This is a genomic window from Streptomyces sp. NPDC029041, from assembly GCF_040637515.1.
Lineage (GTDB): Bacteria > Actinomycetota > Actinomycetes > Streptomycetales > Streptomycetaceae > Streptomyces.
Map to the genome: position 1 here is coordinate 86207 of NZ_JBEZWO010000011.1, position 23621 is coordinate 109827.

Consider the following 23621-nt stretch of genomic DNA (forward strand, 5'->3'; position numbering starts at 1 on the left):
CAGTTCGTCTGGGGGAGGACAGCGTGTTCAGGGGGATGGACGAGGTCGACCGGGCCTCGCTGCGCCACGCGTACGGCAGCGCGGGGGACGTGCCCGGATTAGTCCAGGGGCTGGCCTCCGCCGACCCGGCCGAGCGACTGACCGCGCTCGACGGGATGTACCACGCCCTGCACCACCCGGACGACGGCATCCGGGACTCGGTGCTCGCCTGTGTCCCGCTTCTCCTCGTGCTCGCCGGCCGCGAGGAAGTCCGGGACCGGGCGGAGGTCGTGGAGTTCCTCGTCAGCGCCGGTGACGTCGCCGGTGCCCGCGATGACCGCGCGGCAGAGGTGCGGAGCACCCTGCGGGCGCGTGCCGACGTCTTCGTCCGTCTCGCGGGGGACCCGGACGCCGCAGTGCGCCGGGTGGTCCCGGGCGCGCTGGTGCGGTACGTGGACCAACCGGGGCGCGTGCTCGCGCTGTTGCGGGAGCGGATCACCGTGGAGCGCGACGACCGTGTCCTGCTCGCCCTCGCCGAGAGCCTCGGGGTGTTCGCGCGGCGCCACCGCCCGGCCGAGGGTCACACAGCCGAGGCGGTGCGCCTGCTGACCGATGTGAGCGGGCCGCCTCACGACCCCGGCCTCCGGCTCGCCGCACTGGGCCAGCTCGCGGAATGCGCCCCGGATCTGCTTCCCGCCGATCTCGTACCGACCGTCGTCCGGCTGCTCAGGGACAGATCGGCAAGGCGGCTCCGGGAGGCACGCCCGGACGACGGTCCCGGTCCGGACACGCTCGCCGTCCGGCTGCGGCGGCTGCGCCCCTCGGACGAGGAGGGCTCCCGGCTGCTGCGAACCCTGCACTCCGCGCTCGGCAGCCGGGTGGCCGACCGTGTCTCCCTGCTGTGCGGGCAGTTGACCAGTCCGGATCCCCTCGACCGGTGCAACGGCGTGTGGATGTCGGCCGGGCTCTTCCGTGAGTGGCGCACCGGGCACGATGAGCCGGTCGCCCTCATCGGCAACCAACTGGGGGCCGAGGAGGGCCGGTTGCACGACGCGGCGGTCACGGTCCTCCTGGAGCTTTCCGAGCTGGCCGCGCCCGCCGCCGACCATCTCCACGCGTTGGTGGCGTGCCGTCCCGAGCTGCGTGTACGCTATGGTGAGCGGGGCGCGCCGACGCTGGGCGGCCCGCTCAAGGCACTGGCCGGGACGGGGGACGAGCGGGCCACGCCCGTGCTGGCCGAAGTGCTGGCGGGTCCGGTCGTACCGCACGATCTGGCGCTGGCCGTACCCCACCTGGGCCGCGCGGCCGTACCGCTCGTCCCCGCGCTGCGGCGACGGCTCGCGCGCGTGCCGCTCGACGCGTCCGACACCTGCGAGCGAGCCGTTCCCCTGCTGTCGGCACTCGCCGCACTGGGCGACGACGCTTCCCTACCCGCCGTGTTGCGTCTGCTGCGCGGCATGCCGGACGGCCTGCGGAGGCATGGCACCGTCGCGGAGGCGGCGGTCCGTGCCCTCGGTGCGTTCGGCGGCTCCGCGCGCGAGGCGGTACCGGAGCTGCGCGGGCTGCTGGAGAGCGACTGCGCGGTCGCTGCGGCGGACGCGCTGTGGTCGATCACGGGCGACGCGCGTGCCGTACTGCCCGTGCTGCTCCGCGCGTTGACGGACACGTCGACGACGGGGAGCGGCCGCCGACGCCGCGCGGCGGCCGTACTGGGGCGGCTCGGCCCGCTCGCTCGCCCGGCCCTGCCCGGCCTGCGCGAACTGGCCGACCGCGGTGACGCACGGGCCCGGGCCACCGCCGCCTGCGCGGTGTGGCGGACGACAGGGGAGCCGGAACGGTTCCTCCCCGTCCTCCGCTCGGTGTGGAGGGAGCATCCGCGCACGCGCGCGACGGTCGCCGCCTGCGTCTCGGCCCTGGGACCGGCGGGAGCGCCGCTGCACGACCTGCTCCGAGCGGAACTCGCCTCTCCCCTCCGGCATCGCACCGACGTCGGAGGCAGCGGCATACGAGAGGACCTGGCGCTGCTCCGGGTGTGCGGTCAGGCGCTGGCCGGGGCGGGGCAGCGGTAGGGCCCGTGCCTGCCGGTGACCGGAGGGGACCGCAGGTAGGGCCACGCCTGCGGGCGGCCGGAGGGGGACCGCAGGGAGGTCCCACGTCTGGCGGCGGCCGCAGGGGACCGCAGAAAGGGCCACGCCTGCCGGTGACCGGAGGGGACCGCAGAAAGGGCCACGCCTGCCGGTGACCGGAGGGGACCGCAGAAAGGGCCACGCCTGCCGGTGACCGGAGCGGACCGCAGAAAGGGCCACGCCTGCCGGTGACCGGAGCGGACCGCAGGGAGGTTCCACGCCTGGCGATGACCGGAGCGGACCACAGGAAGGCCCCACCCCTGCCGACGGCCGGACGGGACCACAGGAAGGCCCCACGTCTGGCGGCGGCCGGACCGTGGGAAGGGCCGACGCCCGCCGACGCGGATCGCCGGCGGCGGGGGTGGCCGGACCGGGGCGTCGACACGGTCGCTCACCCCGTCGTGCGCCCCCACATCGGCCCGAAGCGGGCCCAGTCCGCGCCCCACTGGTCGATGCGGCGGCGCTCCAGGCGGCCGCGAAGGGCACGGCCGGCGACCAGGGGGACGGCCGCGGCACAGAGGCCTGCCGCGCCTCCGATCAGCCAGGCCCGTACACGGGCCTGGGACTCGGTGACGGGCCGGGTGACCTGGCGGCCCTCGGGGTCGGTCCACACGGTGACCGGGGCCCCGACGGCACTGCCCGCCGGGACCCGCAGCTGGCCGGAGTGCTCGGACCCGTCCGCGGCGGTCCACCGTGCCGTCGCCCACACCGTCTCGGCGCGGGACACATGGCCGTTGTCGGAGGCCACCCCGGGGGCGGGCTCGGCGAGCCGTGCGACCAGGGGGCGCCACTCGGCGCGTTCCCGGGCCAGTCCGCCCTCGACGGAACGGCTCACCGTCGTCCCGGCGAGCGTCCCGACGAACACGGTGAGCATCCACACGCCCAGGACGACCCAGGCCTCCACCCGGTCGCCACGGCGCTTGAGCGGATTGCGCCGCCAGCGCCACAGCCACACCTTCGGACCACGTAACGCCATCGAAGGCCTCCTCCTCACGAGCCCACGAGCATCCCGCCGCTCTCCCCATACGGACGGCGGCCCCTGGATGCTCACTGCACCTACCCGGCGTGACGATCTCCGCGGCCCCCCGCTCCGGCGAGCGCTCGGCCGGGGCGGCCCGCAAACCCCGCGTCCGCCTCGCCGACACCCCGCTGACCTGGGCCGCAGCCCGTTCCGGAGGTGACTGTCAGTGGCCGGGTGCAGACTGGCCGGTGTTCGGGACGAGGGCGTCAACGACGACGCCGCGGAGGTGATCGGCATGACCGAGGTACTGCTCGCCGTGGGCACGCGCAAAGGCCTGTTCATCGGGCGCCGGCGAGGTGGCGGGGCCTGGGAGTTCGACGAGAGCCCGTACTTCAACGCGCAGGCCGTGTACTCGGTGGCCCTCGACACCCGGGCCGGGACCCCGCGGCTGCTGGTCGGCGGCGACAGCGCGCACTGGGGCCCGTCCGTGTTCCACTCCGACGACCTCGGCCGGACCTGGACCGAACCGGCCCGCCCGGCGGTCAGGTTCCCCAAGGACACTGGGGCGTCCCTGGAGCGGGTGTGGCAGCTGCACCCGGCAGCCGCCGAGCCCGACGTGGTCTACGCGGGCACCGAGCCGGCCGCGCTGTACCGCTCGGAGGACCGCGGGGAGACGTTCGAGCTGGTCCGGCCCCTGTGGGAGCACCCCACACGCTCGAAGTGGGTCCCGGGCGGAGGCGGTGAGGGACTGCACACCGTGCTCACCGACCGGCGCGACCCGAAGGCGGTGACGGTCGCCGTCTCGACCGCCGGCGTGTTCCGCACCCTGGACGGCGGCGCGAGCTGGGCACCGTCCAACTCGGGGGTGTCCGCGGTGTTCCTGCCCGACCCGAATCCGGAGTTCGGCCAGTGCGTGCACAAGGTCGCGCGGGACGCGGCCATCCCGGACCGGCTGTACCTGCAGAACCACTGGGGCGTGTACCGCAGCGACGACGCCGGCGCGCACTGGACGGACATCGGCGAGGGTCTGCCGTCCACGTTCGGCTTCGCGGCCGTGGCGCATCCGCACCGGGGCGACACGGCCTACGTGTTCCCGATCAACGCCGACGCCGACCGGGTCCCGGCCGACCACCGGTGCCGGGTCTACCGGACGACGGACGCGGGCAAGAGCTGGGAGCCCCTCTCGGCGGGACTGCCCCAGGAGGACCATTACGGCACGGTGCTGCGCGACGCGATGTGCACGGACGACGCCGACCCCGCGGGCATCTACTTCGGCAACCGCAACGGCGAGGTGTTCGCGTCGGCCGACGACGGCGACAGCTGGCAGCAGCTCGCCTCGCACCTGCCGGACGTGCTGTGCGTGCGGGCCGCGCTCGTCGGCTGAGCCGGCGGCCAGGACGGGGACGCAGCAGAGGAACAGACGGGGGCGAGGGTGCACACAGGCGTTGGCCACCGGTTGATCGCCGCTGTCCGCACGGCAGTAGGGTGGCGCCCGTGGCACCACGACCCTTGCATGAAATCGTCGAGGCGGGCTGGGCGAAGGCCCTGGAACCGGTGGCCGAACGCGTCGCCGCGATGGGGGACTTCCTCCGCGCGGAGATCGCCGCGGGACGCACCTACCTCCCGGCCGGGCAGAACGTCCTGCGGGCCTTTCAACAGCCCTTCGACGACGTACGCGTCCTGATCGTCGGTCAGGACCCGTACCCCACCCCGGGGCACGCGGTGGGGCTGTCGTTCTCGGTGGCGCCGGACGTGCGGCCGCTGCCCGGCAGCCTCATCAACATCTACCGCGAGCTGAACGCCGACCTGGGGCTCCCCCAGCCCTCCAACGGCGACCTCACGCCGTGGACACGGCAGGGTGTGCTGCTGCTCAACAGGGCGCTGACCACCGCGCCGCGCAAGCCCGCCGCCCACCGGGGCAAGGGCTGGGAGGAGGTCACGGAGCAGGCCATCCGAGCCCTGGCCGGGCGCGGCAAGCCGCTGGTGTCCATCCTGTGGGGCCGTGACGCCCGCAATCTGCGCCCGCTCCTCGGAGACCTGCCCTCGGTCGAATCCGCCCATCCCTCCCCCATGTCGGCCGACCGGGGCTTCTTCGGCTCCCGCCCGTTCAGCCGGGCCAACGACCTGCTGATCCGTCAGGGCGGGCAACCGGTGGACTGGCGCCTGCCGTGACCGGGGCGGCGGAAGGCTCCGGGTTCCTCGCTGTGGACTCCGGCGGCTCCGGGCTCCGGGCCGTGATCGGGACCGCCGAGCGCGGACCGCTGGCCCGCCGGGTGTCCGGTGAACCGGTGCGCACGGGCGAGCGGGGCATCGATCCCGAGCACTTCATGGCGCAGCTCGTGCCGTTGGTGCACGCCCTGACCGCGGAGGCGGGAGCGATGGCGCTGACCACCGTCGCCGTGGGTGCGGCCGGGATGGCCTCCCTGGGGGACGGGCTGCGCGCCGAACTGCCCGGTGCCCTGGCCCGGGAGTGGGGGGTGCGCCGGGTCGCACTGGCCGCCGATGCCGTGACCGCGTACGTGGGTGCGCTCGGGCCGCGCCCCGGTGCCGTGGTCGCCGGCGGTACGGGGCTGGTCGCGGTAGGCACCGACCTGACCGGCTGGCGGCGAGCGGACGGCTGGGGGCATCTGCTCGGCGACTGCGGGGGCGGTGCCTGGATCGGCCGGGCCGGCCTCGAGGCCGCGCTGCGCGCCCACGACGGGCGCCACGACGGCTCGACCCGTCTGCTGGCCTGCGCCGAGGAGCAGTTCGGGCCGATCGCGGGACTGCCGGGCGCACTGTACCCCCGCCCCGACCGGCCCGCCGTGCTCGCCTCCTTCGCACCCCGCGTGGCCGCCTGCGCGGACGAGGATCCCGTCGCCGCGGACATCCTGCGTACCGCCGCCCGGCACATCGCGGACTCCGCGGCAGCCGTGTGCCCCTCCGGCGGCGAGGCGTGCGTCGCCGTCACCGGCGGTCTGTTCGAGCTGGGCGACCCGCTGCTGGGACCCCTGGACCGAGAACTGTCCCGGCGGCTGCCACGGGCGCGGCGGGTACCGGCCGAGGGAGATCCGCTGCACGGCTCAGTGCGCATCGCGGCCGAACTGAGCACCGGTTCCCTCACGCTGCCCGAAGACGAGAGGATGCTGTCCGTGACCATCCGTTCGGGTGATTGATCCGATCGCGTCCGATCCGTACGTAAGTCAATAGACAAAACGGGACGGATACCGCTCACCTGCACCCTCCCCGAACAGAGGAACCCAGGAAGCCAGTAACATGCGGCGCCATGAGTTCCCCCACTGGGCCCGCGGATGGCCTGCCCGTACGAATGCCGCGCCCCCGCCAGCCCGGACGGCACCGCCGTCCCGAGCCGCTGGTTGCTCCCGAGGGCGCGCCCGCGCTCGTCCTCGCCGTGCCGGGGACGCCCAGTAACACCACGCGCAGCCTCGCCGAAGAGGTCGTGAGCATCGCCCGCTCCGAGCTGCCCGGCCTCGACGCCCGCATCGGTTACCTCGACGGCGACAACGCCGAGTTCCCCTCGCTGCAGGCCGTCCTCGTGCACACGGCCGAGGAGCGCACCGCCCGTTTCGAACAGGCCCGTGCCGCCGGCATGGACGTCAAGATGCCCGACGGCCCCGTCGCCGTGGTCGTGCCGCTGCTCGCCGGCCCGGACGGTTCGCTGCTGCGCCAGGTCCGCCAGGCCCTCATGGAGAGCCGGGTCGCCGCCGAGCTGACCGATGTCCTCGGCCCGCACCCGCTGCTCGCCGAGGCGCTGCACGTGCGGCTTTCCGAGGCCGGTCTGGCCCGTGCGGACCGCGCCCGGCTGTTCACCGTGGCGACCGCCGCGGACGGCATCATCCTCGCTTCGGTGGGCGGTGACGAGGCCGTGCAGGCCGCAGGCATCACCGGCATGCTGCTCGCCGCGCGTCTCGCCGTTCCGGTGATGGCCGCGGCGCTGGACCGGGAGGGCTCCATCGCGTCCGTCGCCGAGCAGCTGCGCTCCTCGGGATCGCAGCAGCTGGCGCTCGCGCCGTACCTGATCGGCCCGGAGATCGAGCAGGTCCTGCTCGAGGAGGCCGCGAGGGAGGCCGGATGCTCCGCCGCCGAGCCGCTCGGCCCGTACCCGGCGATCGGCAAGCTGGCCCTGGCCAAGTACACGACGGCGCTCGGTATCGCGCCGCAGCAGGCGCAGAGCGCACCCGTGCGCTGACGCCGGCGCCGCGCACAACACCGTGAAGGCCCGCTCCGGTTGGGAGCGGGCCTTCCTCGTTCTACGGGATGCCGCGCGGGGATCGGCTGTCACAGGCCGGGCCCCGGTGCCGTGGGGCGGCAGCGGGACGTGCTGCGTCCGCGGGTGCGTGGGGGCTTGTCGCGCAGTTCCCCGCGCCCCTGCCGGACGCCCGGCAGGGTGGGGCGGCTGGTGACTCCCGCTCAGCCGAGGGCCACGTAGGACGCCGCCGGCACCCTGATCGAGCCGCCTCGTCGTGGGACGCCCGTGTCCGGGTCGACCGCGAACCAGGTCACGTCGCCGGAACGCTCGTTGGCGACGTACAGGACGCCGCCGTCGGCGGTGAGGGCGCGTGGCCAGTGGCCACCGCAGGGCGCCGTGGTGACGAGGCGCAGCTCCTCGCCCTCGACGGCGAGCACGGACAGGACGTCCTCGCCGCGCGTGGCGGTCCACACGAAGCGGCCGTCACGTGAGGCGGCGATACCAGACGGGTAGGCGTCTCGCGCCGGTGCGCCGGGCAGGACCGGGGTTTCCGACAGCGGTGTCAGGGCGCCCTCCGCCGCGTCCCAGCGGCAGACGGTGACGGAAGGGCTCAGTTCGTTGACGACGTACGCGTGGCGGCCGTCCGGGTGGAAGGCCAGGTGGCGCGGCCCCGAGCCGGGGCGCAGGGCGGTCTCCCGGTGCAGCACCAGGGCGCCGTCGGTCAGCGTGCACACCCGCACCGAGTCCGTGCCCAGGTCCACGCTGACGGCCCACCGGCCGCTCGGGTCGGGCTGCACCTGGTGGGCGTGCGGCCCCTGCTGGCGGGGCGTGTGCGGACCGGCGCCGCTGTGCCGGAGCACGCGGGACGCGGACCGCGCGAGGGTGCCGTCGGGGCGGAGAGGGACGGCGGTGACGCTGCCGGAGCCGTAGTTGGCGGTCAGCACGTGCCCGGCGTACAGACTGAGGTGGGTCGGGCCGCTGCCGTCGACCGGCACCGGCCGCCCGGCCGGCTCGGGCTTGTCCCCGTCCACCCGGTACGCGGCCACCGCGCCCTCGGCGGTCTCACTGACCGCGTACAGCATCGTGCCGTCCGGCGAGAGCGTCAGGCAGGAGGGGTCGGGGACAACGTTCACGGCGCTCAGCACGGTCAGCGCGCCGGTGTCGGCGTCGGCTTCCGCAGTCACGATGCCGGGGCCGCCGGCCGCCGTGAACGACCCGATGAACACCCGCCGCCTGCCGTCCGCCACCGCTGTCCCCTCTCGTCCGCGCGGCCGGGTGGGCCGCGCAGTCGATCATGCGCGGTCTAGACCATACGGTCAAGGGCGTGTCGCCCGGCCGGACGCGGGTCCGGCGGAGCGCACATCGCCACCGCGCCGGGCCGGGGCCGGGGCGGGGGCCGCCCCTTCCCGCACGTTCCGGCGCGGACCCCGGAGAGCGCTCAGCTCTCGCGCTTCTCCGTCAGGCACCCACCAGCGGTGAGCCCGGCGGGGTGCGCAGGGGGCGGGCCAGATCGGCCAGGGCGCGCTCCAGGCCGTGCAGATGGGCCAGGGCGGGTTCCGCGTGGGGCAGGCCGTCCGCGTGGATGGCGATGTCCCTGCCCTCGGTGAGGGCCTCCACAGCGGCCTCCACCCGCCGGCAGGCGGTGGCGAGACGGGCGTCGTGGGAGGCCTCCGGGTCCGCCGCGACGGCGACCAGGCCACGGATCTCGCGGGCGCAGTCGTCGAGGAGGGCCAGCACGTGCCGGGCCCGCCGCTTGCGGCCCAGCATCGGGTTCAGCGGGTGCACGAGCGGGGCGACCGAGAGCCGTACCCGGGCGAGGAGCTGCTCCAGCTCCGCCACCCGCGGGGCCGGGTCGGCGTCCGTCGCGCCCGCCAGGCGCCGGGCGGTCTCCACGGCGCAGGCGTGCACACAGCGCAGGGCCCGCCGGATCCAGGCGTCCGTGATGCTGTGGGTGGTCACGGGCAGGACGAGGATCACGGCCAGGGCCGCGCCGAGCGCCCCGACGCCGGTCTCGGCGAGCCGCAGGGCGAGCAGGCCGGGGCCGAGCACACCGAGGAGGCCGTAGAGCAGTCCGGCGAGGAGGGTGACCCAGAGCATCATCCAGGTGTAGGACACGGCTGCCGTGTAGAAGATGCCGAACACGCAGACGGCGGCCAGCGCGGCCGTGAGAGCCGGATCGCCGTGCACGGGCACGGCCACGAGCAGGCCGAGGGCGATACCGAAGACCGTGCCGAGCAGCCGCCGGAAGCCGCGGACCAGGGTCTCGCCGCGGGAGGTGGTGTTGACGAAGATCCACCAGGTGGCGCCGACGGCCCAGTACCAGCGCTGCCCGGACAGCAACTGGCCCACGACGAGGGCGAAGCCGGCCCCGGCGGTCGCCTGGATGGCCTGGCGGGTGGTCACCCGGGCCAGTCCGGTGCCGCCCGGCGGAACGGGCACGGCCGGCGGGGGCAGACGGCGCTCGTAGCACCAGAGGCCGAAGCGCACCGCGGCGGCGGCGAGGACGGACAGCAGGACGGCGGCGTACAGCTGGGGCAGCTGGCCGGTGGTGGCATGGAGGAACTGCGTCACGAAGAAGGTCATGAACGCGAACACGCCGAGGCTGTGCCCGCGCGGGCCCCAGCGGCGCGCGTACACGCCCGCTCCGACGACGGCGAGGAAGGCCAGATCCCTGGCCACCGGGTGGTCGTGCAGCTCGGCGGCGGCGGTGAGGACGGGCAGGCCGACGGCGGGCAGCAGAGCGGTCGTGACGGCCTGGCCGCGGACCGTGGCGTCGGTGACGGTGAACAGGGCGAGGAGGGCGGCGAGACCGCCGGTGACGGCGCCCGCGAGGGAATGCCCGGCGAGGCCGCACAGGGCGACCGCGAGCGTGATGCCGAGCACGGCACGCGCAGCGAACCGCAGCCGCGTCCGTCCCGGATCCGGAGCCATGAACACCCTCTTCAGCACCGCTTACCGCCCCTCTCGCCACACCGGCCATGAGCACGCATGAAAAAGGCGCCGCGGGGTCCGCAGCGCCATCGACGCATCCATATCAGCATCCCGGTGGCCAGTGGCTCAACCGGCACCTTTTAGACTGGGCCATTGGCGCAATGAGACCGGTCGGCGAACGGCCGCGGCAGAGCCAACGGACGAGGAGGAGGCGCCATGCCCGTGGACGAGCTCGACACCCGCATCCTGCGGCTGCTGCTGGAGCAGCCGCGTACGAGCGTGCGCGAGTACGCCCGGATCCTCGGTGTCGCCCGGGGCACCCTGCAGGCCCGGCTCGACCGGCTGGAGCGCGACGGAGTGATCACCGGCACGGCACCGGCCCTCTCCCCCGCCGCGCTCGGGCATCCCGTGCTCGCGTTCGTCCACATCGAGGTCACCCAGGGCCATCTCGACGAGGTGGGGGACGCTCTGGCGGCGGTGCCGGAGATCGTGGAGGCCTTCTCGATCACCGGTGGCGGAGATCTGCTCGCCCGGGTGGTGGCCCGGGACAACGCGCATCTGGAGGACGTCGTCCAGAAGCTGATCAGCATGCCCGGGGTGGTGCGCACCCGTACCGAGGTCGCCCTGCGCGAGCGTGTCCCCCACCGGATGCTGCCGCTGGTGGAGTCGATCGGGCGGTCGGCCCGCAGGTGATCTTTGAGAGCATGGCGGCATGACCAGGCTCCGCGGAACATCAGTCATCTTCGATCTCGACGGAACACTCGTGGACAGCGAGCCGAACTACTACGAAGCAGGCCGCCGGACGCTCGCCGAGTACGGCGTCGTGGACTTCACCTGGGCGGACCATGAACGGTACGTCGGCATCAGCACGCAGGAGACGGTCGCGGACTGGAAGGACCGCTACGGCCTGCCCGCCCAGGTCGAGGAACTGCTCGCCGTGAAGAACCGCCACTACCTGGAGCTGGCCCGCGGCGCCACGCGCGCCTACCCGGAGATGCGTGCGTTCGTCGAGCTGCTGGCCACCGAGGGCGTGCCGATGGCCGTGGCCTCGGGCTCGTCGCCGGAGGCCATCGCGGCGGTGCTGACCGGTACCGGGCTGGACGCGCGGCTGCACACGGTGGTCTCGGCCGACGAGGTCGCGCACGGCAAGCCGGCTCCGGACGTCTTCCTGGAGGCGGCTCGCCGGCTCGGCGCCACTCCGGCCGACTGTGTCGTGCTGGAGGACGCCGCTCCGGGCGCCGCCGCCGCGCACGCGGCCGGCATGCGCTGCATCGCGATCCCGTACGTCCCGGCCCAGGCGGACGCACCGGAGTTCGCGACCGCGGACCTGCTCCTGCCGGGCGGCCAGGAGCAGTTCACGGCACGGACGGCGTACGACTGGCTCGCCTGCTCGGCCGACCTGTCCTGATCTGGTCCGTCCCGTCCCGTACACGGACCATGGCGGGCGGACTCAGCGAACTTTTTTGCGGCAGGGGTGATTGTTTCGCCCCCGGCGTCCGTACCTCTTGGTGTTGGGCCGTTCATATCCCAGGAGGCACGATGCGCATCTCGCGCAGCACGGCAGGAACCGCGTTCGTGGGCGGTGCGTTGATCCTTACGCTCACCGCGCTCGCCTACCCGAGCATGCTGGGCGTGCAGAACGCGGCTTCCAGCCAGGACCGCATCATCGCCAACACCCAGTGGGGTCCGCTGACCGAGGCGGACCGCGACTTCGTGGTGCGCGTACGCGCGGCCGGACTGTGGGAGTACCCGCTGGGGCAGCTGATCAAGCAGCGGAGCACGTCGCCGGAGATGCAGGAAGTCTCCAAGCATCTGCTCGTGGGGCACGGCCGGCTCGACGCGGGCTGCCGCAAGATCTCCACGGACCTGGGCATCACCCTGCCGAACGAGCCGTCGCCTCAGCAGCAGCAGTTCGTAGCGACCGCCGAAGGCAGCACCGGCAGGGAATTCGAGTCCACGGCCGTGACCATCATGCGCGTCGCGCACGGGGGCATCTTCCCGGCGATCGCCAAGATCCGGGCGACCACCCGGAACAGCCTCGTGCGAGAGCTCGCCGACACGACCAACGACACCGTCCTCGACCACATCACGGTGCTGGAGAAGACCGGCCTGATCAACCAGGAGCAGGTCAGCTTCCAGATCACCGCCCCGCCCAAGCTGCCGCAGGACCAGACGACACCGCCGCCGCCGCCGCAGGGTGCGCCGGTCCGCGTGCTGCCGATCCCCGAAGACCTGAAGGACTTCCAGACGGTCGCCCCCAATCCGTCCTACGGGGCGCCGGCACCTTCTCCGTCGGCCGGCTGATCAGGAACGGGTGCGGGTCCGGGGCTGCGGTCCGTCCGCCGGCCCCGCACCGCTGACCACGGCCGGCCCGGCATCACTACCTACTGCCGGCCCGGTATCACGACCGACAGCAGGCCCGGCATGACGACCGACCGCAGGGCCCGGCCCTACGAACGGCGGCGGGGCTTGCCGCGCCTGTTGCCCTTGGGAGCGCCGCCCCCGCTCTTCCCCGTGCGCTTCGCCCCGGCCGACCTGCCGGCCGTCGACTTGCCGGGCACCGGCTTCCTCCGGGCGCCTTCCCGGGCCCCGTCCGTGGACCGGTCCCGCGCCGGGGGCTGCTGACGGCCCCGGGTGCTGTTGACCGTGCGGCCGCGGACGATGCCGATGAAGTCCTCGACCTGGTCCGTCTTCGCGTCCTCGGGCCAGGAGAGGGCCACGCTCGACTCGGGGGCGTCCTTGAGGGGCCGGTGGGTGAGGTCCTTGCGGTGGTGCAGCCGGGCGAGCGACAGCGGGACCACGAGGACGCCGATGCCCGCCGCGACCAGTTCGACGGCGTCGGCGGTGGTGGCGGGCCGTTCGAGAGCGGGACGCCCGGGGAGGGTCTCCCAGTCGAGGACGTCGTCGAGCGGGTGCAGGACGATGTCGTCCGCCAGGTCTTCCGGCGCCACCTCGTCAACGGCCGTGACCAGATGGTCCTTGGGCACCACGACGACCGTCTGCTCGGTGTAGAGGGCGATCGCGCTGAAGACCGTCCGGTCCACCGGGGCGCGGACGAGGCCCGCGTCGGCGTCCCCGCCCAGCAGCCGCTCGGCCGCCTCTCCGGCGGGCACCTGCGTGAGGATCAGCGGGACATCGGGCTGCCGCTCGTTCCAGATGCGCACCCACTTGTCGGGCATCACCCCGGGGACGTAGGCGAGCCGGAACGAGGGGGTTTCATCCGAGCCTGTCACCTCGCCAGGTTACCGGGCGTGGTCAGGGGTCGTGCACACGCTCGATACCCTGGGAGCCATGACGTCGCACCAGAGCACCCAGACGATGAAGCCCGCGACCGCGGCGAAGAAGCTGGGTGTGTACCTCGAGGCCACACCCGCCGATTTCCGGGAGGGTGTGGTCTCGCGCGCCGAGCTGAACGAGCTTCAGGCGAACCCGCCGCAGTGGCTGCAGGACCTGCGGCGCAACGGCCCGCACCCCCGCCCGGTCGTCGCCGCCAAGCTCGGCGTCTCCATCGCCGGTCTCGCCCGCGCGGGCGTCACCGAGCCCCTCACCACCGAGCAGATCGAGGCGCTGAAGCAGGAAGGCCCCGAGTGGCTGGAGCGGGAGCGCACCACCCAGGCGGAGGTCCGGAAGGAAACCGAACGGATCAAGAAGAAGAACGCCGAGCGCAAGGCCTGACCTCAGCACCCCTCGTTTTCGGACGGCCCCCACCGGATGATCCGGCGGGGGCCGCCGCTGTTTTCCGGGTGTTCCCGGGCGTCGTGTGGCATCGGTGAAATGTTTCGGCCATGTCTTGACATGGCGAGGAAGCGATCCGTAGCTTGGCCGATCATTTAGATTCGTGAAGCGGGTTCACGGATATGAACGGAGAGCCACCCATGCGGGATCGCCGACGAAGTCTCCGCCTGGCTGCCACGCTCGCCGTCTCGGGACTCCTGTTCGGAACGGCCGGCTGCGGCTCCGGTTCCGGCAGCGCCGGGGCCGGCGACCCGAACACCCTGGAGGTGTGGACCCGGAGCGACCCGGACTCCGCCAAGACCTACGACCGTGTGTTCGCCGCCTTCACCAGGAAGACCGGCATCAAGGTCGACTACCAGCCGGTCGTGAACTTCGACCAGCAGCTGCAGAGCCGCGCGTCCGTCAAGGATCTGCCGGACGTCATGATCAACGACACGGCCCTGATGGGCAGTTACCAGTCCCAGGGGCTGCTCGAGCCCATCACTCCGGCCTCCATAGCGGGCCACGCAGAGATCACCGCCAAGTCCTGGGCGTCCACCGTGGGCCGCGACGGCAGGCACTACGGCATCCCGTACTCCCGCCAGGCCATGACGCTGTTCGTCCGCAAGGACTGGCGCGAGAAGCTCGGCCTGCCGCAGCCGAAGACCTGGCAGGACACGCTCGCGCTCGCCAAGGCGTTCACCACGCGTGATCCGGACGGGGACGGCAAGAAGGACACCTACGGCATGGTCGTCCCGGGCAGCGCGCAGAACGGCTACGTCGCCTGGTGGGGCGCCAGCTATCTCTGGCAGGGCGGGGTGCAGATCCTCCGGAAGGAGGGCTCGGGCTTCCGGCCCGCCATGGACTCGGCGGCCGCCGTGCGCACGGTCACCTGGATGAAGAAGAACCTCTTCTGCGGCGACCAGGGCGTCGTCCAGCCCAGCGCCCTGACGTCGGTCACCTCGAACACCACCCACTTCCAGGACGGCAACGCCGGGATGTACCTCACCGGCCCGTACAACATGGCGACGTTCGACGAGGCGCTCGGCAAGAGCACATACGAAGTGCTGCCGGCGCCCGCGGGCCCGGCCGGATCCACCGTGCTGGCCGAGGGCGAGAACATCTACTTCGGCGCCAGGACCGGCAAGGCGGAGCAGGAGCGGACCCTCGCCGCCTTCCTGGTCTCCCCCGAGGGGCAGAAACTCGCCATGACGGGCGCCAACCAGCCCGTGGTGCGCATCCCCGTCAACTCCACGCTCGACGCGGCGAAGGTGCGCGACGACCCGCGCTGGAGCGTGGTGCAGAACGCCTACGAGGACCACTCCGCGCAGTTCCCCAACGCGCCCGACTTCGCCCCGATCAAGCAGGACACCGCCGACGCGCTCAACGCGATCTTCACCTACTGCGGCAGCGACGTCCGCGCCGGCCTCAAGGAGCTCGACGACACCCTCGCCGGTGACCTCAAGGACCAGGAGCTGCTGAAATGACCGCGACCACGACGACGCCCGGGCCGCGCAGAGCCCGGGGCACCGGCAAGAGGGCCGTGCTGCCCTGGCTGTTCCTCGCCCCGGCTCTGCTGCTGGCCCTCGTCTTCAAGTTCCTGCCGATGGGCAAGGGCATCTGGCTCAGCTTCTTCGACGTAAGGCCGTTCCTCGGCGACCGGTGGATCGGCCTCGACAACTACACGCGGGTCCTAACCGACCACCGCTTCCAGGACGCCATCGGCCACACCCTGGTCCTCGGCATCGGCATGTCCCTCGGCGGGATCGTCGTCGGCTCCGCGCTGGCGCTGCTGCTGGAGGGTCAGGCCCGCTCGCTGAAGATCATCCGTACCGCCGTGTTCCTGCCCGTCGTCACCGCCACCGCGGTGGTGGGCGAGATGTGGCGGCTGATGTACTACCCGACCTCCGACGGTCTCATCAACAGCGGTCTCGGGCTGTTCGGGCTGGGGCCGGTGCCCTATCTGGACAACCCCGGCACGGCGCTGTGGGCCACGATGGCCATGGGCATCTGGATGCTCGCCCCGTACAACATGGTGATCATCCTCGCGGGCCTCGCGGGCGTGGACCGCTCGCTGTACGAGGCCGCCGCGATGGACGGCGTCTCGCTGTGGCAGCGCCTGCGCCACATCACCCTGCCCGCCATCCGTCCCGCCCTCGGTGTCGTCCTCACCCTCGCCGCCATCCGCGGACTGCGCGTGTTCACCGAGGTGTACGTCCTCACCGGCGGCGGCCCGGCCGGCTCCACCGAGGTGTGGATGACCCGCGCCTACACCCTCGGCTTCACCCGCAACGACATCGGCGGCGCCTCGGCCGCCTCCGTGGTCCTGCTCTGCGTGACGCTGCTGCTCACCGTCACGGTCAACTACCTCCGCACGAGGGGAGACGCGAAGTGAGCGCCCCTGCCATCGAACCCGTCCGCACCCCGGTGACCGCCTCCCCCGCGCGCAGGTCCGGCGGGGACCGGCGCACCACGCCCGCCCGTTTCGACACCGCCCTCGGCTGGAACGACCGGCCGGGACCCGCCTGGGCGCTGCGCGTCCTGCTCTGTCTGCTCGCCCTGGGGGTCTTCGCCGCACCGTTCCTGACGATCTTCTCCGGTTCCTTCAGCGAGAAGGCCAGCGGTTCGACGCTGTCGTTCCTCCCCCACCATCCGACCTTGCTGAACTTCCGGGTGGCCGGCGAGCGCGGCATCTGGGACTACTTCGGCAACTCCCTGGTCATCGCGGGCGGCGGACTGCTGCTCCAGCTCGCCGTGTGCACCCTGGCCGCATATGCGCTGGCCCGGCACAAATTCCGCGGTCAGGCGCTGGTCCTGACCCTGTTCATGCTGACGATGATGCTTCCCGAAGAGGTCATCGCCATCCCGCTGTCCCTGGTCCTCGGGCATGTGCCCGTGCTCGGCATCGACCTCAAGGGCACGGTATGGGGCGTGATCCTGCCGCTCGGCGCGTGGGGCTTCTCGGTGATGCTGCTGACCGAGTTCATGAAGGACATCCCCACCGAGATCGAGGAGGCCGCCCGCATCGACGGCGTGGGCGAGCTGCGGATGCTGTGGCAGGTCGTCCTGCCGCTGTGCAAGCCCGCCCTCGGCGTGGCCGGGGTGCTCGGCTTCATCATGATCTGGGACCAGTACCTGCTGCCCCTGATCGCCGCCAAGGACCCCACCGACTACACGGTCACCGTCGCCCTGTCCATCCTGCGCACCGACCCACAGGTCGGCTCCGGGGTGGTGCTGGCCGGTGCGGTCGTCGCCCTCGTCCCCAGCCTGATCGTCTATCTGCTCCTCCAGCGCTCGCTGGTCACCGGCATCGCCGCCGGGGCCACCAAGGGCTGACCACCCACCCCCACGTTTGAGGGAGACATGAAGTTCCACGGAGTGCTGTTCTTCCCGGTCACGCCGTTCGCGGCGGACGGTTCACTGGACGAGGAACGGCTGGCCCAGCACATCGAGTCGGGTGTCGCCGCGGGCGCGGGAGGTGTGTTCGTCGCCTGCGGCACCGGCGAGTTCCACGCGCTGTCGACCGAGGAGATCGAGCGGGCCACCCGGGTCGCCGTGCGGACCACGGCCGGACGCGTGCCGGTCCTCGCCGCGGCCGGCGGCCCCGCACCGGTCGCCCGCGACCAGGCCGCCCGCGTCGAACGTGCCGGCGCCGACGGTGTGCTGCTGCTGCCGCCCTACCTCGTCAGCGCTCCGCAGCAGGGCCTGGTGCGCTACGTCGAGGAGGTCATCGCGGCCACGGACCTGCCCGTCGTCTTCTACCAGCGGGGCACCGCCCGGCTCACCGCTCGGACGGCCGCCGAGATCGCCGCCCTGCCCGGGGTCGTCGGCCTGAAGGACGGCATCGGGGACATCGAGCGGATGCACCGGATCGTGCGCGCGGTGCGTGCCGTGCCGGGCACGGAGGACTTCCAGTTCTTCAACGGCCTGCCCACCGCCGAGATGACCGCGCCCGCCTATCGGGGCGTCGGCGTGGAGCTGTACTCCTCGGCGGTGTTCGCCTTCGCCCCGGAGATCGCCCTGGCCTTCCACCGGGCACTCGCCGAGGACCACGACGCCCTGGTCTCCCGGCTCCTCGACGAGTTCTACGGCCCGCTGGTCGCCCTGCGCGACGAGGTCCCCGGCTACGCCGTCTCGCTGGTCAAGGCCGGTGTGACCCTGCGCGGCCTGGATGTCGGCGGCGTACGGGCGCCCCTGCTCGACGCGACGCCGGAGCACATCACCCGGCTCGCGAAACTCCTCGACCACGGCCTGGAGGTGGCCGCCGCATGAGTGCCACGCGTATCCGCGAACTGATCGTCACCCCGATCGCCTTCGGCGACCCGCCGCTGCTCAACTCCAACGGCGTGCACGAGCCGCTCGCCCTGCGGATCATCCTCCAACTGGTCCTGGAGGACGGCACGGTGGGGCTCGGCGAGTCCCCGGGCGGTGCGGCCCGCCTGGAGCGGCTGCACGCCGCCGCGAAGGTGGTCGTCGGCATGGACGTCTTCGACGCCACCGCCGTGTCCGCCGCGATCGACGCTGCCCTGCTGCCCAGCGTGCCGAGCTCCCACGAGCGTGGCTGGACCACCTCGGCGGTGGAGGTGGCCTGCCTGGACGCGCAGGGCAGGCTGCTCGGGCGTCCGGTCAGCGACCTGCTCGGCGGGAAGGTGCGCGACACGGTGCCGTTCGCCGCCTACCTCTTCTACAAGTGGGCCGAGCACCCCGCGCTCGACGGCCGTGCGGCGATCGGCGACGACTGGGGCGAGGCCCTCGACCCGGCCGGCGTCGTCGCGCAGGCCCGGCTGATGCAGGAGCGTTACGGGTTCCGGTCGTTCAAGCTCAAGGGCGGGGTCTTCCCGCCCGACGAGGAGATCGCCGCGATGCGCGCTCTCGCGGAGGCCTTCCCCGGGCAGCCGCTGCGGCTGGACCCGAACGTGGCCTGGACGGTGGAGACGTCGAAGTACGTCGCCCGTGAACTCGACGGCGTACTCGAATACTTGGAGGATCCGACCCGGGGCATCCCCGGGATGGCGGAGGTGGCGAAGGACTCCCCCATGCCGCTCGCGACCAACATGTGCGTGATCGCCTGGGAGCATCTGAAGCCTGCCGTCGAGCAGAACGCGATCCAGGTGCTGCTCACCGACCACCACTACTGGGGCGGGCTGCGCCGCACCCGTGAACTGGCCGCGTTGTGCGAGGCGTTCGGGCTCTCCCTGTCGATGCACTCCAACTCGCACCTGGGCATCAGCCTCGCCGCGATGACCCATGTCGCCGCCGCCATCCCCAACCTCGACCACTCCTGCGACACGCACTACCCGTGGAACTCCTCGGACGACGTGATCGTGCCCGGCGTGCTGGAGCTGCGCGACGGTGAGGTCGAGGTGCCCACCGGGCCGGGACTGGGAGTCGAACTCGACCACGACCGGCTCGAACGCCTGCACCGGCGGTACGTGGACTCGGGAATGCGCAGCCGGGACGACACCGGTTACGTGCGGCGGTTCCGGCCGGAGTACGAGCTGAAGCTCCCCCGCTGGTGACGGCTGTGCGTGACGCGCACGGAGTTGAACGCGGTTGTACGGAACGTGCCTTCTGCTGCTCTCGTTCGACCGGGACCGGCACGCCCCAAACGCCACACCGCGCCACCCCTTCCGACGCGTAGAAATATCTACCAGCATGGCTACGGCCGGGCGGCACGCGGAACACCGCGGGCCCTCGGCCCCTGTCCAGCGCGCGCCCGACCGCGGCGCCACCGACTGTGCCCGGGGTGGCCATGCAGAGCGTCATGTGGAAGCAAGCCGTCGAGTGGCTCGCCGCGGCCGCCACGGACCCCAAGGAGTGCAAGCGGGAGTGGGACTACGGCGCAGGGACCATGCTCGTGGAGGCCGGGCGGTACTGGGACGTGCTGAGTGTCCCCGACCGGCTCGGCCTGCTCGCGCTGGACATCCTGTGGCGCGATCCGCTGAAGGTGCCCGGCCCCACCCTGGTGGACTGCGCCGCACACAGAGTGGGGTTCTTCCTGCCGCCCGATCCGGTCAGCGAGTGGATCGGCTTCGGCGTACGGCACGTCGGCCGGGGCTCGTGGGTCGCCGTGCCGCCGCCGTACCGGCCCGCGGGCCGGCTGGAGTGGCTCGTGCCGCCGGACGGAACCGGCACCCTGCACACCCCCGGCCCCCTCGAATCGGCCCTGCGGGAGGCAAGCGGAACCCTCGCGGTGCTGGCACCGGTCAGCGCGGAGCCGGTGGCGTCGGACGGCTGGTGAGGCGGGCACCGGACGACGGCCCGGCTGCCCCCGGGTGCCGGCCGGAGGCCGGGCGGGTGCCCGCGGGCGCGCCCGGGCCCGGGTGCCGGACGGCCGCCGGGTGCGGCGTGGCAGCCGGACGGGGGGTAGGGACGACCGGGCCCATGTGCCGGCCGGCGGTCCACGAGGGGACGGCCGTCCAGGTCTCGCTGTCGGCCGGCGCGGCGAAGGAGACCCACTGGCCGTCGCGGTGCTCCGGGACCGTGTGGCCCCGGGCCTCCCACTCCGCGACCAGAGCCGCGTAGATCGGCGGATGTCCCGCGTATCCGCTGGTGAGTTCGGCGTACGAGCGGGGCATGGCGTGGTTCCCCGGACGGCGCCGCGCCGTCTCCGTGCTGTCCATGCCGGGGGAACGCGCCGCCGCGCACCGGTGGTACGCGGGCCGGACCGCGTCCGTCGGGTCGAGTGAACCCGTCACCCGGACGGCGGTACGGGGGCACCGGACAAACATCCAGTCAGGCGGTCGCCCGTTCAGAACGTCTCACCCCGGGCCCGACGGAGTTCTCGACCGGGGCCCGCGCGTCCGGTAACACTGACCTCACCCCCAGGAACCGGTACGACGGCAGGGAGAGGCCATGTCACAGCGCCCTGACCTCACGCGGCGCAGGGCCGTGCTGGAGCACGAGTGGTCCCGCTGGGTGCCGCGGCTGGGCGTGCCGGGCACGCGGCCCGGCGGCTCCGCGGCACTGCGCCACGAGGTGAGCGAGTCCTGGGCGCGTTCGCTGGGCAGCGTCGACCCGGGCCGCGACAGCGCCCCCGTCACGGACGACGGCCGGGTGCACCAGCGCTGGACGTCGTCACCGCTGTACGGGCCGGTCTCCGCTCTCGCCGGGGAGCTGCACAGCATCGCCGAGGACGCCGGGTTCGTCACGGCGGTCACCGACGAGTCCGGCACCATCCTGTGGACCTGCGGCGGCCCGACCATGCGCCGCCGGGCGGAGCGGGTCAACTTCGCGCCGGGCGGCCGCTGGGACGAACAGGCCATGGGCACCAACGCGCTGTCCCTCGCACTGCGCACCGGCCGTCCCAGCTCCGTGTTCTCGGCCGAGCATCTGGTGTCGGCCCTGCACGGCTGGGTCTGCTACTGCGCGCCCGTGCACGGCAGGGACGGCAGCGTCCTCGGCGTACTGGACCTGTCCACGACCTGGGACCGCTCGCATCCCCTGGCCATGTCGACCGTCCGCACCCTGGTGTCGACGATCGAGGCCCGCCTGACCACGGAGGTCTCCCGCCCGGCCCGGCTGCGGCTCACGTGTCTGGGCACCGAGCGAGCCGTGCACGAGGGACGGCCGCTCCCCCTGCGCCCTCGGCAGTGGGAGATCCTCACCCTCCTCGCGCTCGAACCCGACGGCTTCTCCCCGCAACGGCTGCGCGCGGCCCTGTACGGTGACCGGCCGGTCACGTCGTCCACCTTCAAGGCGGAGATGTCCCACCTGCGCCGGGTGCTGGGCGGCGCGATATCCCCCCGCCACTACGCCCTCACCGCCCCCGTGTCCTGCGACGCCGCCGCCGTCCTGCGCGCGCTGGAACAAGGCGACACGGACACCGCCCTGGGTCACTACGGCGGCCCGCTCCTGCCCCGCTCCGAGGCCCCTGGCATCGAGGAGTGGCGCACCCGGCTCGAAGTGGCGGTCCGCGAGGCCGTCCTGGCGAGCACCCGGCCGGAACACGCCCTGCGCTACGGCGAACGGGCCCCTTACGACGCGCAGATCCATGAGCACGCGCTGCGGCTGCTCGGCCCCGAGGACCCCCGCCGCGCGATCGCGCGGGGCCGGCTGACGACGGCCCAGCGCGACTGACGTCCATGCGCTGCGGGCGCCAACCCCGCACCAACCTCCCGGCACCACAGTGAGGGACGTCGCAACCGCCCCGCACCGCCCTTCACCGAGGAGAGCCGCCATGGTGTACGCGCAGCCAGGAACCGAAGGCAGCATCGTGTCGTTCGCCCGCCGCTACGACAACTTCATCGACGGCGACTGGACCGCGCCGGTCGAGGGCCGCTACTTCGAGAACCCGACGCCGGTGACCGGCGAGACCTTCTGCGAGGTCGCCCGTTCCACCGCGGCCGACGTCGACCTGGCCCTGGACGCCGCACACCGGGCGGCCGACGGGTGGGGCCGTACGTCCACGGCGGAACGCGCGAACGTCCTCAACAGGATCGCGGACCGAATCGAGGAGAACCTGGAGAGGATCGCGGTCGCCGAGACGTGGGAGAACGGCAAGCCGGTCCGCGAGACCCTGGCGGCCGACATCCCGCTGGCCGTGGACCACTTCCGGTACTTCGCCGGAGTCGTCCGCGCGCAGGAGGGCAGCATCGCGGAGATCGACGCCGACACCGTCGCGTACCACTTCCACGAGCCGTTGGGCGTGGTCGGGCAGATCATTCCGTGGAACTTCCCGATCCTCATGGCCACGTGGAAGCTCGCGCCCGCGCTGGCCGCCGGCAACTGCGTGGTCATCAAGCCGGCGGAGCAGACCCCGGTCAGCCTGCTCTACGTCATGGAGCTGATCGCCGACCTGCTGCCGCCGGGCGTGGTCAACGTCGTCAACGGCTTCGGCGTGGAGGCGGGCAAGCCGCTGGCGTCCAGCCCGCGGGTGGCGAAGGTGGCGTTCACCGGCGAGACGACGACCGGCCGTCTGATCATGCAGTACGCGAGCGAGAACATCATCCCCGTCACGCTGGAACTGGGCGGGAAGAGCCCGAACATCTTCCTGCCCGACGTCATGGCCGCCGACGACGACTTCCTGGACAAGGCCGTCGAGGGCTTCGTGATGTTCGCCCTCAACCAGGGCGAGGTCTGCACCTGCCCCTCCCGCGCCCTGATCCCCTCCTCCATCTACGACGACTTCATGGCCCGCTGTGTCGAACGCACCGAGGCGATCGTCGGCGGCGACCCGCTGGACCCGGCCACGATGATCGGAGCGCAGGCGAGCAACGACCAGTACGAGAAGATCCTTTCCTACCTCGACATCGGCAGGAAGGAGGGCGCCGAGGTCGTCACGGGCGGCAGGTCCCGCGCGGTGCCCGGCCTCGAGGGCGGCTACTACGTCGAGCCGACCATCTTCCGCGGCACCAACGACATGCGGATCTTCCAGGAGGAGATCTTCGGCCCGGTCGTCTCGGTCACGACGTACGACTCGGTCGACGAGGCACTGAAGATCGCCAACGACACGCTGTACGGCCTCGGCGCGGGTGTCTGGACCCGCGACGGCAACACGGCCTACCGGCTGGGCCGCGAGATCAAGGCGGGCCGGGTGTGGACCAACTGCTACCACGCGTACCCGGCGCACGCGGCGTTCGGCGGTTACAAGAAGTCGGGCATCGGCCGCGAGACGCACAAGATGATGCTGGACCACTACCAGCAGACGAAGAACATTCTTTGTTCTTACAGCCCGAAGAAACTGGGGTTCTTCTGATGCCGGATGGGCGGGATTCCGCGG

The 23621-nt window shown here is 72.7% G+C and carries 22 protein-coding genes; 17 read left to right on the plus strand and 5 right to left on the minus strand.

Annotated features, from left to right (window positions below; translation table 11 throughout):
* Positions 1–23 precede the first annotated feature (23 nt).
* Complete coding sequence (locus AB0F04_RS27455) at positions 24–2048, plus strand: HEAT repeat domain-containing protein (RefSeq protein ID WP_362045761.1); 2025 nt, start codon at positions 24–26, stop codon at positions 2046–2048.
* Positions 2049–2496: 448 nt separating this feature from the next.
* On the opposite strand, the gene AB0F04_RS27460 is transcribed toward AB0F04_RS27455, so the two are convergent.
* On the minus strand, positions 2497–3081 hold the full coding sequence (locus AB0F04_RS27460; RefSeq protein WP_362045764.1) for a hypothetical protein: 585 nt from the start codon (positions 3079–3081) through the stop codon (positions 2497–2499).
* Between the two features lie 211 nt (positions 3082–3292).
* Between AB0F04_RS27460 and AB0F04_RS27465 the strand changes: the two genes are divergently transcribed.
* The 4 genes from AB0F04_RS27465 to AB0F04_RS27480 all read left to right on the plus strand — a co-directional run bounded on the left by AB0F04_RS27465 (position 3293) and on the right by AB0F04_RS27480 (position 7255).
* Positions 3293–4450, plus strand: a complete 1158-nt coding sequence (locus tag AB0F04_RS27465) for an exo-alpha-sialidase (protein ID WP_362045767.1) — start codon at positions 3293–3295, stop codon at positions 4448–4450.
* Between the two features lie 110 nt (positions 4451–4560).
* Positions 4561–5238: a uracil-DNA glycosylase gene (locus AB0F04_RS27470; RefSeq protein ID WP_362045770.1), complete on the plus strand. Its 678-nt coding sequence runs from the start codon at positions 4561–4563 to the stop codon at positions 5236–5238.
* On the plus strand, positions 5235–6221 hold the full coding sequence (locus AB0F04_RS27475; RefSeq protein WP_362045773.1) for a BadF/BadG/BcrA/BcrD ATPase family protein: 987 nt from the start codon (positions 5235–5237) through the stop codon (positions 6219–6221). The genes AB0F04_RS27470 and AB0F04_RS27475 overlap by 4 nt, the downstream gene beginning before the upstream one ends.
* Positions 6222–6331: 110 nt before the next feature.
* The gene (locus AB0F04_RS27480; RefSeq protein WP_362045776.1) at positions 6332–7255 is read left to right on the plus strand and encodes a hypothetical protein; all 924 of its coding nucleotides are present in this window, start codon (positions 6332–6334) and stop codon (positions 7253–7255) included.
* 221 nt (positions 7256–7476) lie between these two features.
* On the opposite strand, the gene AB0F04_RS27485 is transcribed toward AB0F04_RS27480, so the two are convergent.
* Positions 7477–8502: a lactonase family protein gene (locus AB0F04_RS27485; protein ID WP_362045778.1), complete on the minus strand. Its 1026-nt coding sequence runs from the start codon at positions 8500–8502 to the stop codon at positions 7477–7479.
* Between the two features lie 211 nt (positions 8503–8713).
* Positions 8714–10204: an FUSC family protein gene (locus AB0F04_RS27490; RefSeq protein ID WP_362045781.1), complete on the minus strand. Its 1491-nt coding sequence runs from the start codon at positions 10202–10204 to the stop codon at positions 8714–8716.
* Between the two features lie 198 nt (positions 10205–10402).
* Between AB0F04_RS27490 and AB0F04_RS27495 the strand changes: the two genes are divergently transcribed.
* The 3 genes from AB0F04_RS27495 (at position 10403) to AB0F04_RS27505 (ending at position 12490) form a co-directional block, all read left to right on the plus strand.
* Positions 10403–10879, plus strand: coding sequence for an Lrp/AsnC family transcriptional regulator (locus AB0F04_RS27495; protein WP_362045784.1), 477 nt, complete (start codon positions 10403–10405; stop codon positions 10877–10879).
* A 19-nt stretch (positions 10880–10898) separates the two neighbouring features.
* Positions 10899–11594 (plus strand): HAD family phosphatase, encoded by a 696-nt coding sequence (locus tag AB0F04_RS27500; protein ID WP_362045787.1) that lies wholly within the window; start codon positions 10899–10901, stop codon positions 11592–11594.
* Positions 11595–11725: 131 nt separating this feature from the next.
* Positions 11726–12490, plus strand: a complete 765-nt coding sequence (locus AB0F04_RS27505) for a DUF4142 domain-containing protein (RefSeq protein ID WP_362045790.1) — start codon at positions 11726–11728, stop codon at positions 12488–12490.
* 146 nt (positions 12491–12636) lie between these two features.
* On the opposite strand, the gene AB0F04_RS27510 is transcribed toward AB0F04_RS27505, so the two are convergent.
* Positions 12637–13419: a LysR family substrate-binding domain-containing protein gene (locus AB0F04_RS27510; RefSeq protein ID WP_362045793.1), complete on the minus strand. Its 783-nt coding sequence runs from the start codon at positions 13417–13419 to the stop codon at positions 12637–12639.
* A gap of 58 nt (positions 13420–13477) precedes the next feature.
* Between AB0F04_RS27510 and AB0F04_RS27515 the strand changes: the two genes are divergently transcribed.
* From AB0F04_RS27515 to AB0F04_RS27545, 7 genes are all read left to right on the plus strand, one after another.
* Complete coding sequence (locus tag AB0F04_RS27515; RefSeq protein WP_362045796.1) at positions 13478–13861, plus strand: DUF5997 family protein; 384 nt, start codon at positions 13478–13480, stop codon at positions 13859–13861.
* 200 nt (positions 13862–14061) lie between these two features.
* Positions 14062–15387, plus strand: a complete 1326-nt coding sequence (locus AB0F04_RS27520; protein WP_362045799.1) for a sugar ABC transporter substrate-binding protein — start codon at positions 14062–14064, stop codon at positions 15385–15387.
* Positions 15384–16295: a sugar ABC transporter permease gene (locus AB0F04_RS27525; protein ID WP_362045802.1), complete on the plus strand. Its 912-nt coding sequence runs from the start codon at positions 15384–15386 to the stop codon at positions 16293–16295. The genes AB0F04_RS27520 and AB0F04_RS27525 overlap by 4 nt, the downstream gene beginning before the upstream one ends.
* The gene (locus AB0F04_RS27530) at positions 16292–17236 is read left to right on the plus strand and encodes a carbohydrate ABC transporter permease (RefSeq protein WP_362045805.1); all 945 of its coding nucleotides are present in this window, start codon (positions 16292–16294) and stop codon (positions 17234–17236) included. Before AB0F04_RS27525 ends, AB0F04_RS27530 begins: the two co-directional genes overlap by 4 nt.
* A 27-nt stretch (positions 17237–17263) precedes the next feature.
* Complete coding sequence (locus AB0F04_RS27535; RefSeq protein ID WP_362045808.1) at positions 17264–18172, plus strand: 5-dehydro-4-deoxyglucarate dehydratase; 909 nt, start codon at positions 17264–17266, stop codon at positions 18170–18172.
* Positions 18169–19419: a glucarate dehydratase family protein gene (locus AB0F04_RS27540; RefSeq protein WP_362045811.1), complete on the plus strand. Its 1251-nt coding sequence runs from the start codon at positions 18169–18171 to the stop codon at positions 19417–19419. Before AB0F04_RS27535 ends, AB0F04_RS27540 begins: the two co-directional genes overlap by 4 nt.
* Before the next feature lie 233 nt (positions 19420–19652).
* Positions 19653–20141 carry a hypothetical protein gene (locus AB0F04_RS27545; RefSeq protein ID WP_362046237.1) on the plus strand — a complete coding sequence of 163 codons (489 nt, stop codon included), beginning with the start codon at positions 19653–19655 and terminating at the stop codon, positions 20139–20141.
* Here AB0F04_RS27545 and AB0F04_RS27550 read toward each other — a convergent pair.
* Positions 20107–20598 (minus strand): hypothetical protein, encoded by a 492-nt coding sequence (locus AB0F04_RS27550; protein WP_362045814.1) that lies wholly within the window; start codon positions 20596–20598, stop codon positions 20107–20109. The genes AB0F04_RS27545 and AB0F04_RS27550 overlap by 35 nt on opposite strands.
* A gap of 157 nt (positions 20599–20755) precedes the next feature.
* On the opposite strand from AB0F04_RS27550, the gene AB0F04_RS27555 reads away from it, so the two are divergent.
* Both AB0F04_RS27555 and adh read left to right on the plus strand, forming a co-directional pair.
* Entirely contained in the window at positions 20756–21979 is a 1224-nt protein-coding gene (locus tag AB0F04_RS27555; RefSeq protein WP_362045817.1) for a transcriptional regulator, read from the plus strand.
* Between the two features lie 100 nt (positions 21980–22079).
* Entirely contained in the window at positions 22080–23597 is a 1518-nt protein-coding gene (gene adh / locus AB0F04_RS27560; protein WP_362045820.1) for an aldehyde dehydrogenase, read from the plus strand.
* Positions 23598–23621 lie beyond the last annotated feature (24 nt).

Bases quoted from the DNA above. Each gene is read 5' to 3' on its own strand.
- AB0F04_RS27460 (WP_362045764.1), bottom strand. From the start codon at position 3,081: ATGGCGTTACGTGGTCCGAAGGTGTGGCTGTGGCGCTGGCGGCGCAAT.
- AB0F04_RS27480 (WP_362045776.1), top strand. From the start codon at position 6,332: ATGAGTTCCCCCACTGGGCCCGCGGATGGCCTGCCCGTACGAATGCCG.
- AB0F04_RS27495 (WP_362045784.1), top strand. From the start codon at position 10,403: ATGCCCGTGGACGAGCTCGACACCCGCATCCTGCGGCTGCTGCTGGAG.
- AB0F04_RS27500 (WP_362045787.1), top strand. From the start codon at position 10,899: ATGACCAGGCTCCGCGGAACATCAGTCATCTTCGATCTCGACGGAACA.
- AB0F04_RS27505 (WP_362045790.1), top strand. From the start codon at position 11,726: ATGCGCATCTCGCGCAGCACGGCAGGAACCGCGTTCGTGGGCGGTGCG.
- AB0F04_RS27515 (WP_362045796.1), top strand. From the start codon at position 13,478: ATGACGTCGCACCAGAGCACCCAGACGATGAAGCCCGCGACCGCGGCG.
- AB0F04_RS27520 (WP_362045799.1), top strand. From the start codon at position 14,062: ATGCGGGATCGCCGACGAAGTCTCCGCCTGGCTGCCACGCTCGCCGTC.
- AB0F04_RS27525 (WP_362045802.1), top strand. From the start codon at position 15,384: ATGACCGCGACCACGACGACGCCCGGGCCGCGCAGAGCCCGGGGCACC.
- AB0F04_RS27535 (WP_362045808.1), top strand. From the start codon at position 17,264: ATGAAGTTCCACGGAGTGCTGTTCTTCCCGGTCACGCCGTTCGCGGCG.
- AB0F04_RS27540 (WP_362045811.1), top strand. From the start codon at position 18,169: ATGAGTGCCACGCGTATCCGCGAACTGATCGTCACCCCGATCGCCTTC.
- AB0F04_RS27545 (WP_362046237.1), top strand. From the start codon at position 19,653: ATGCAGAGCGTCATGTGGAAGCAAGCCGTCGAGTGGCTCGCCGCGGCC.
- AB0F04_RS27555 (WP_362045817.1), top strand. From the start codon at position 20,756: ATGTCACAGCGCCCTGACCTCACGCGGCGCAGGGCCGTGCTGGAGCAC.
- adh (WP_362045820.1), top strand. From the start codon at position 22,080: ATGGTGTACGCGCAGCCAGGAACCGAAGGCAGCATCGTGTCGTTCGCC.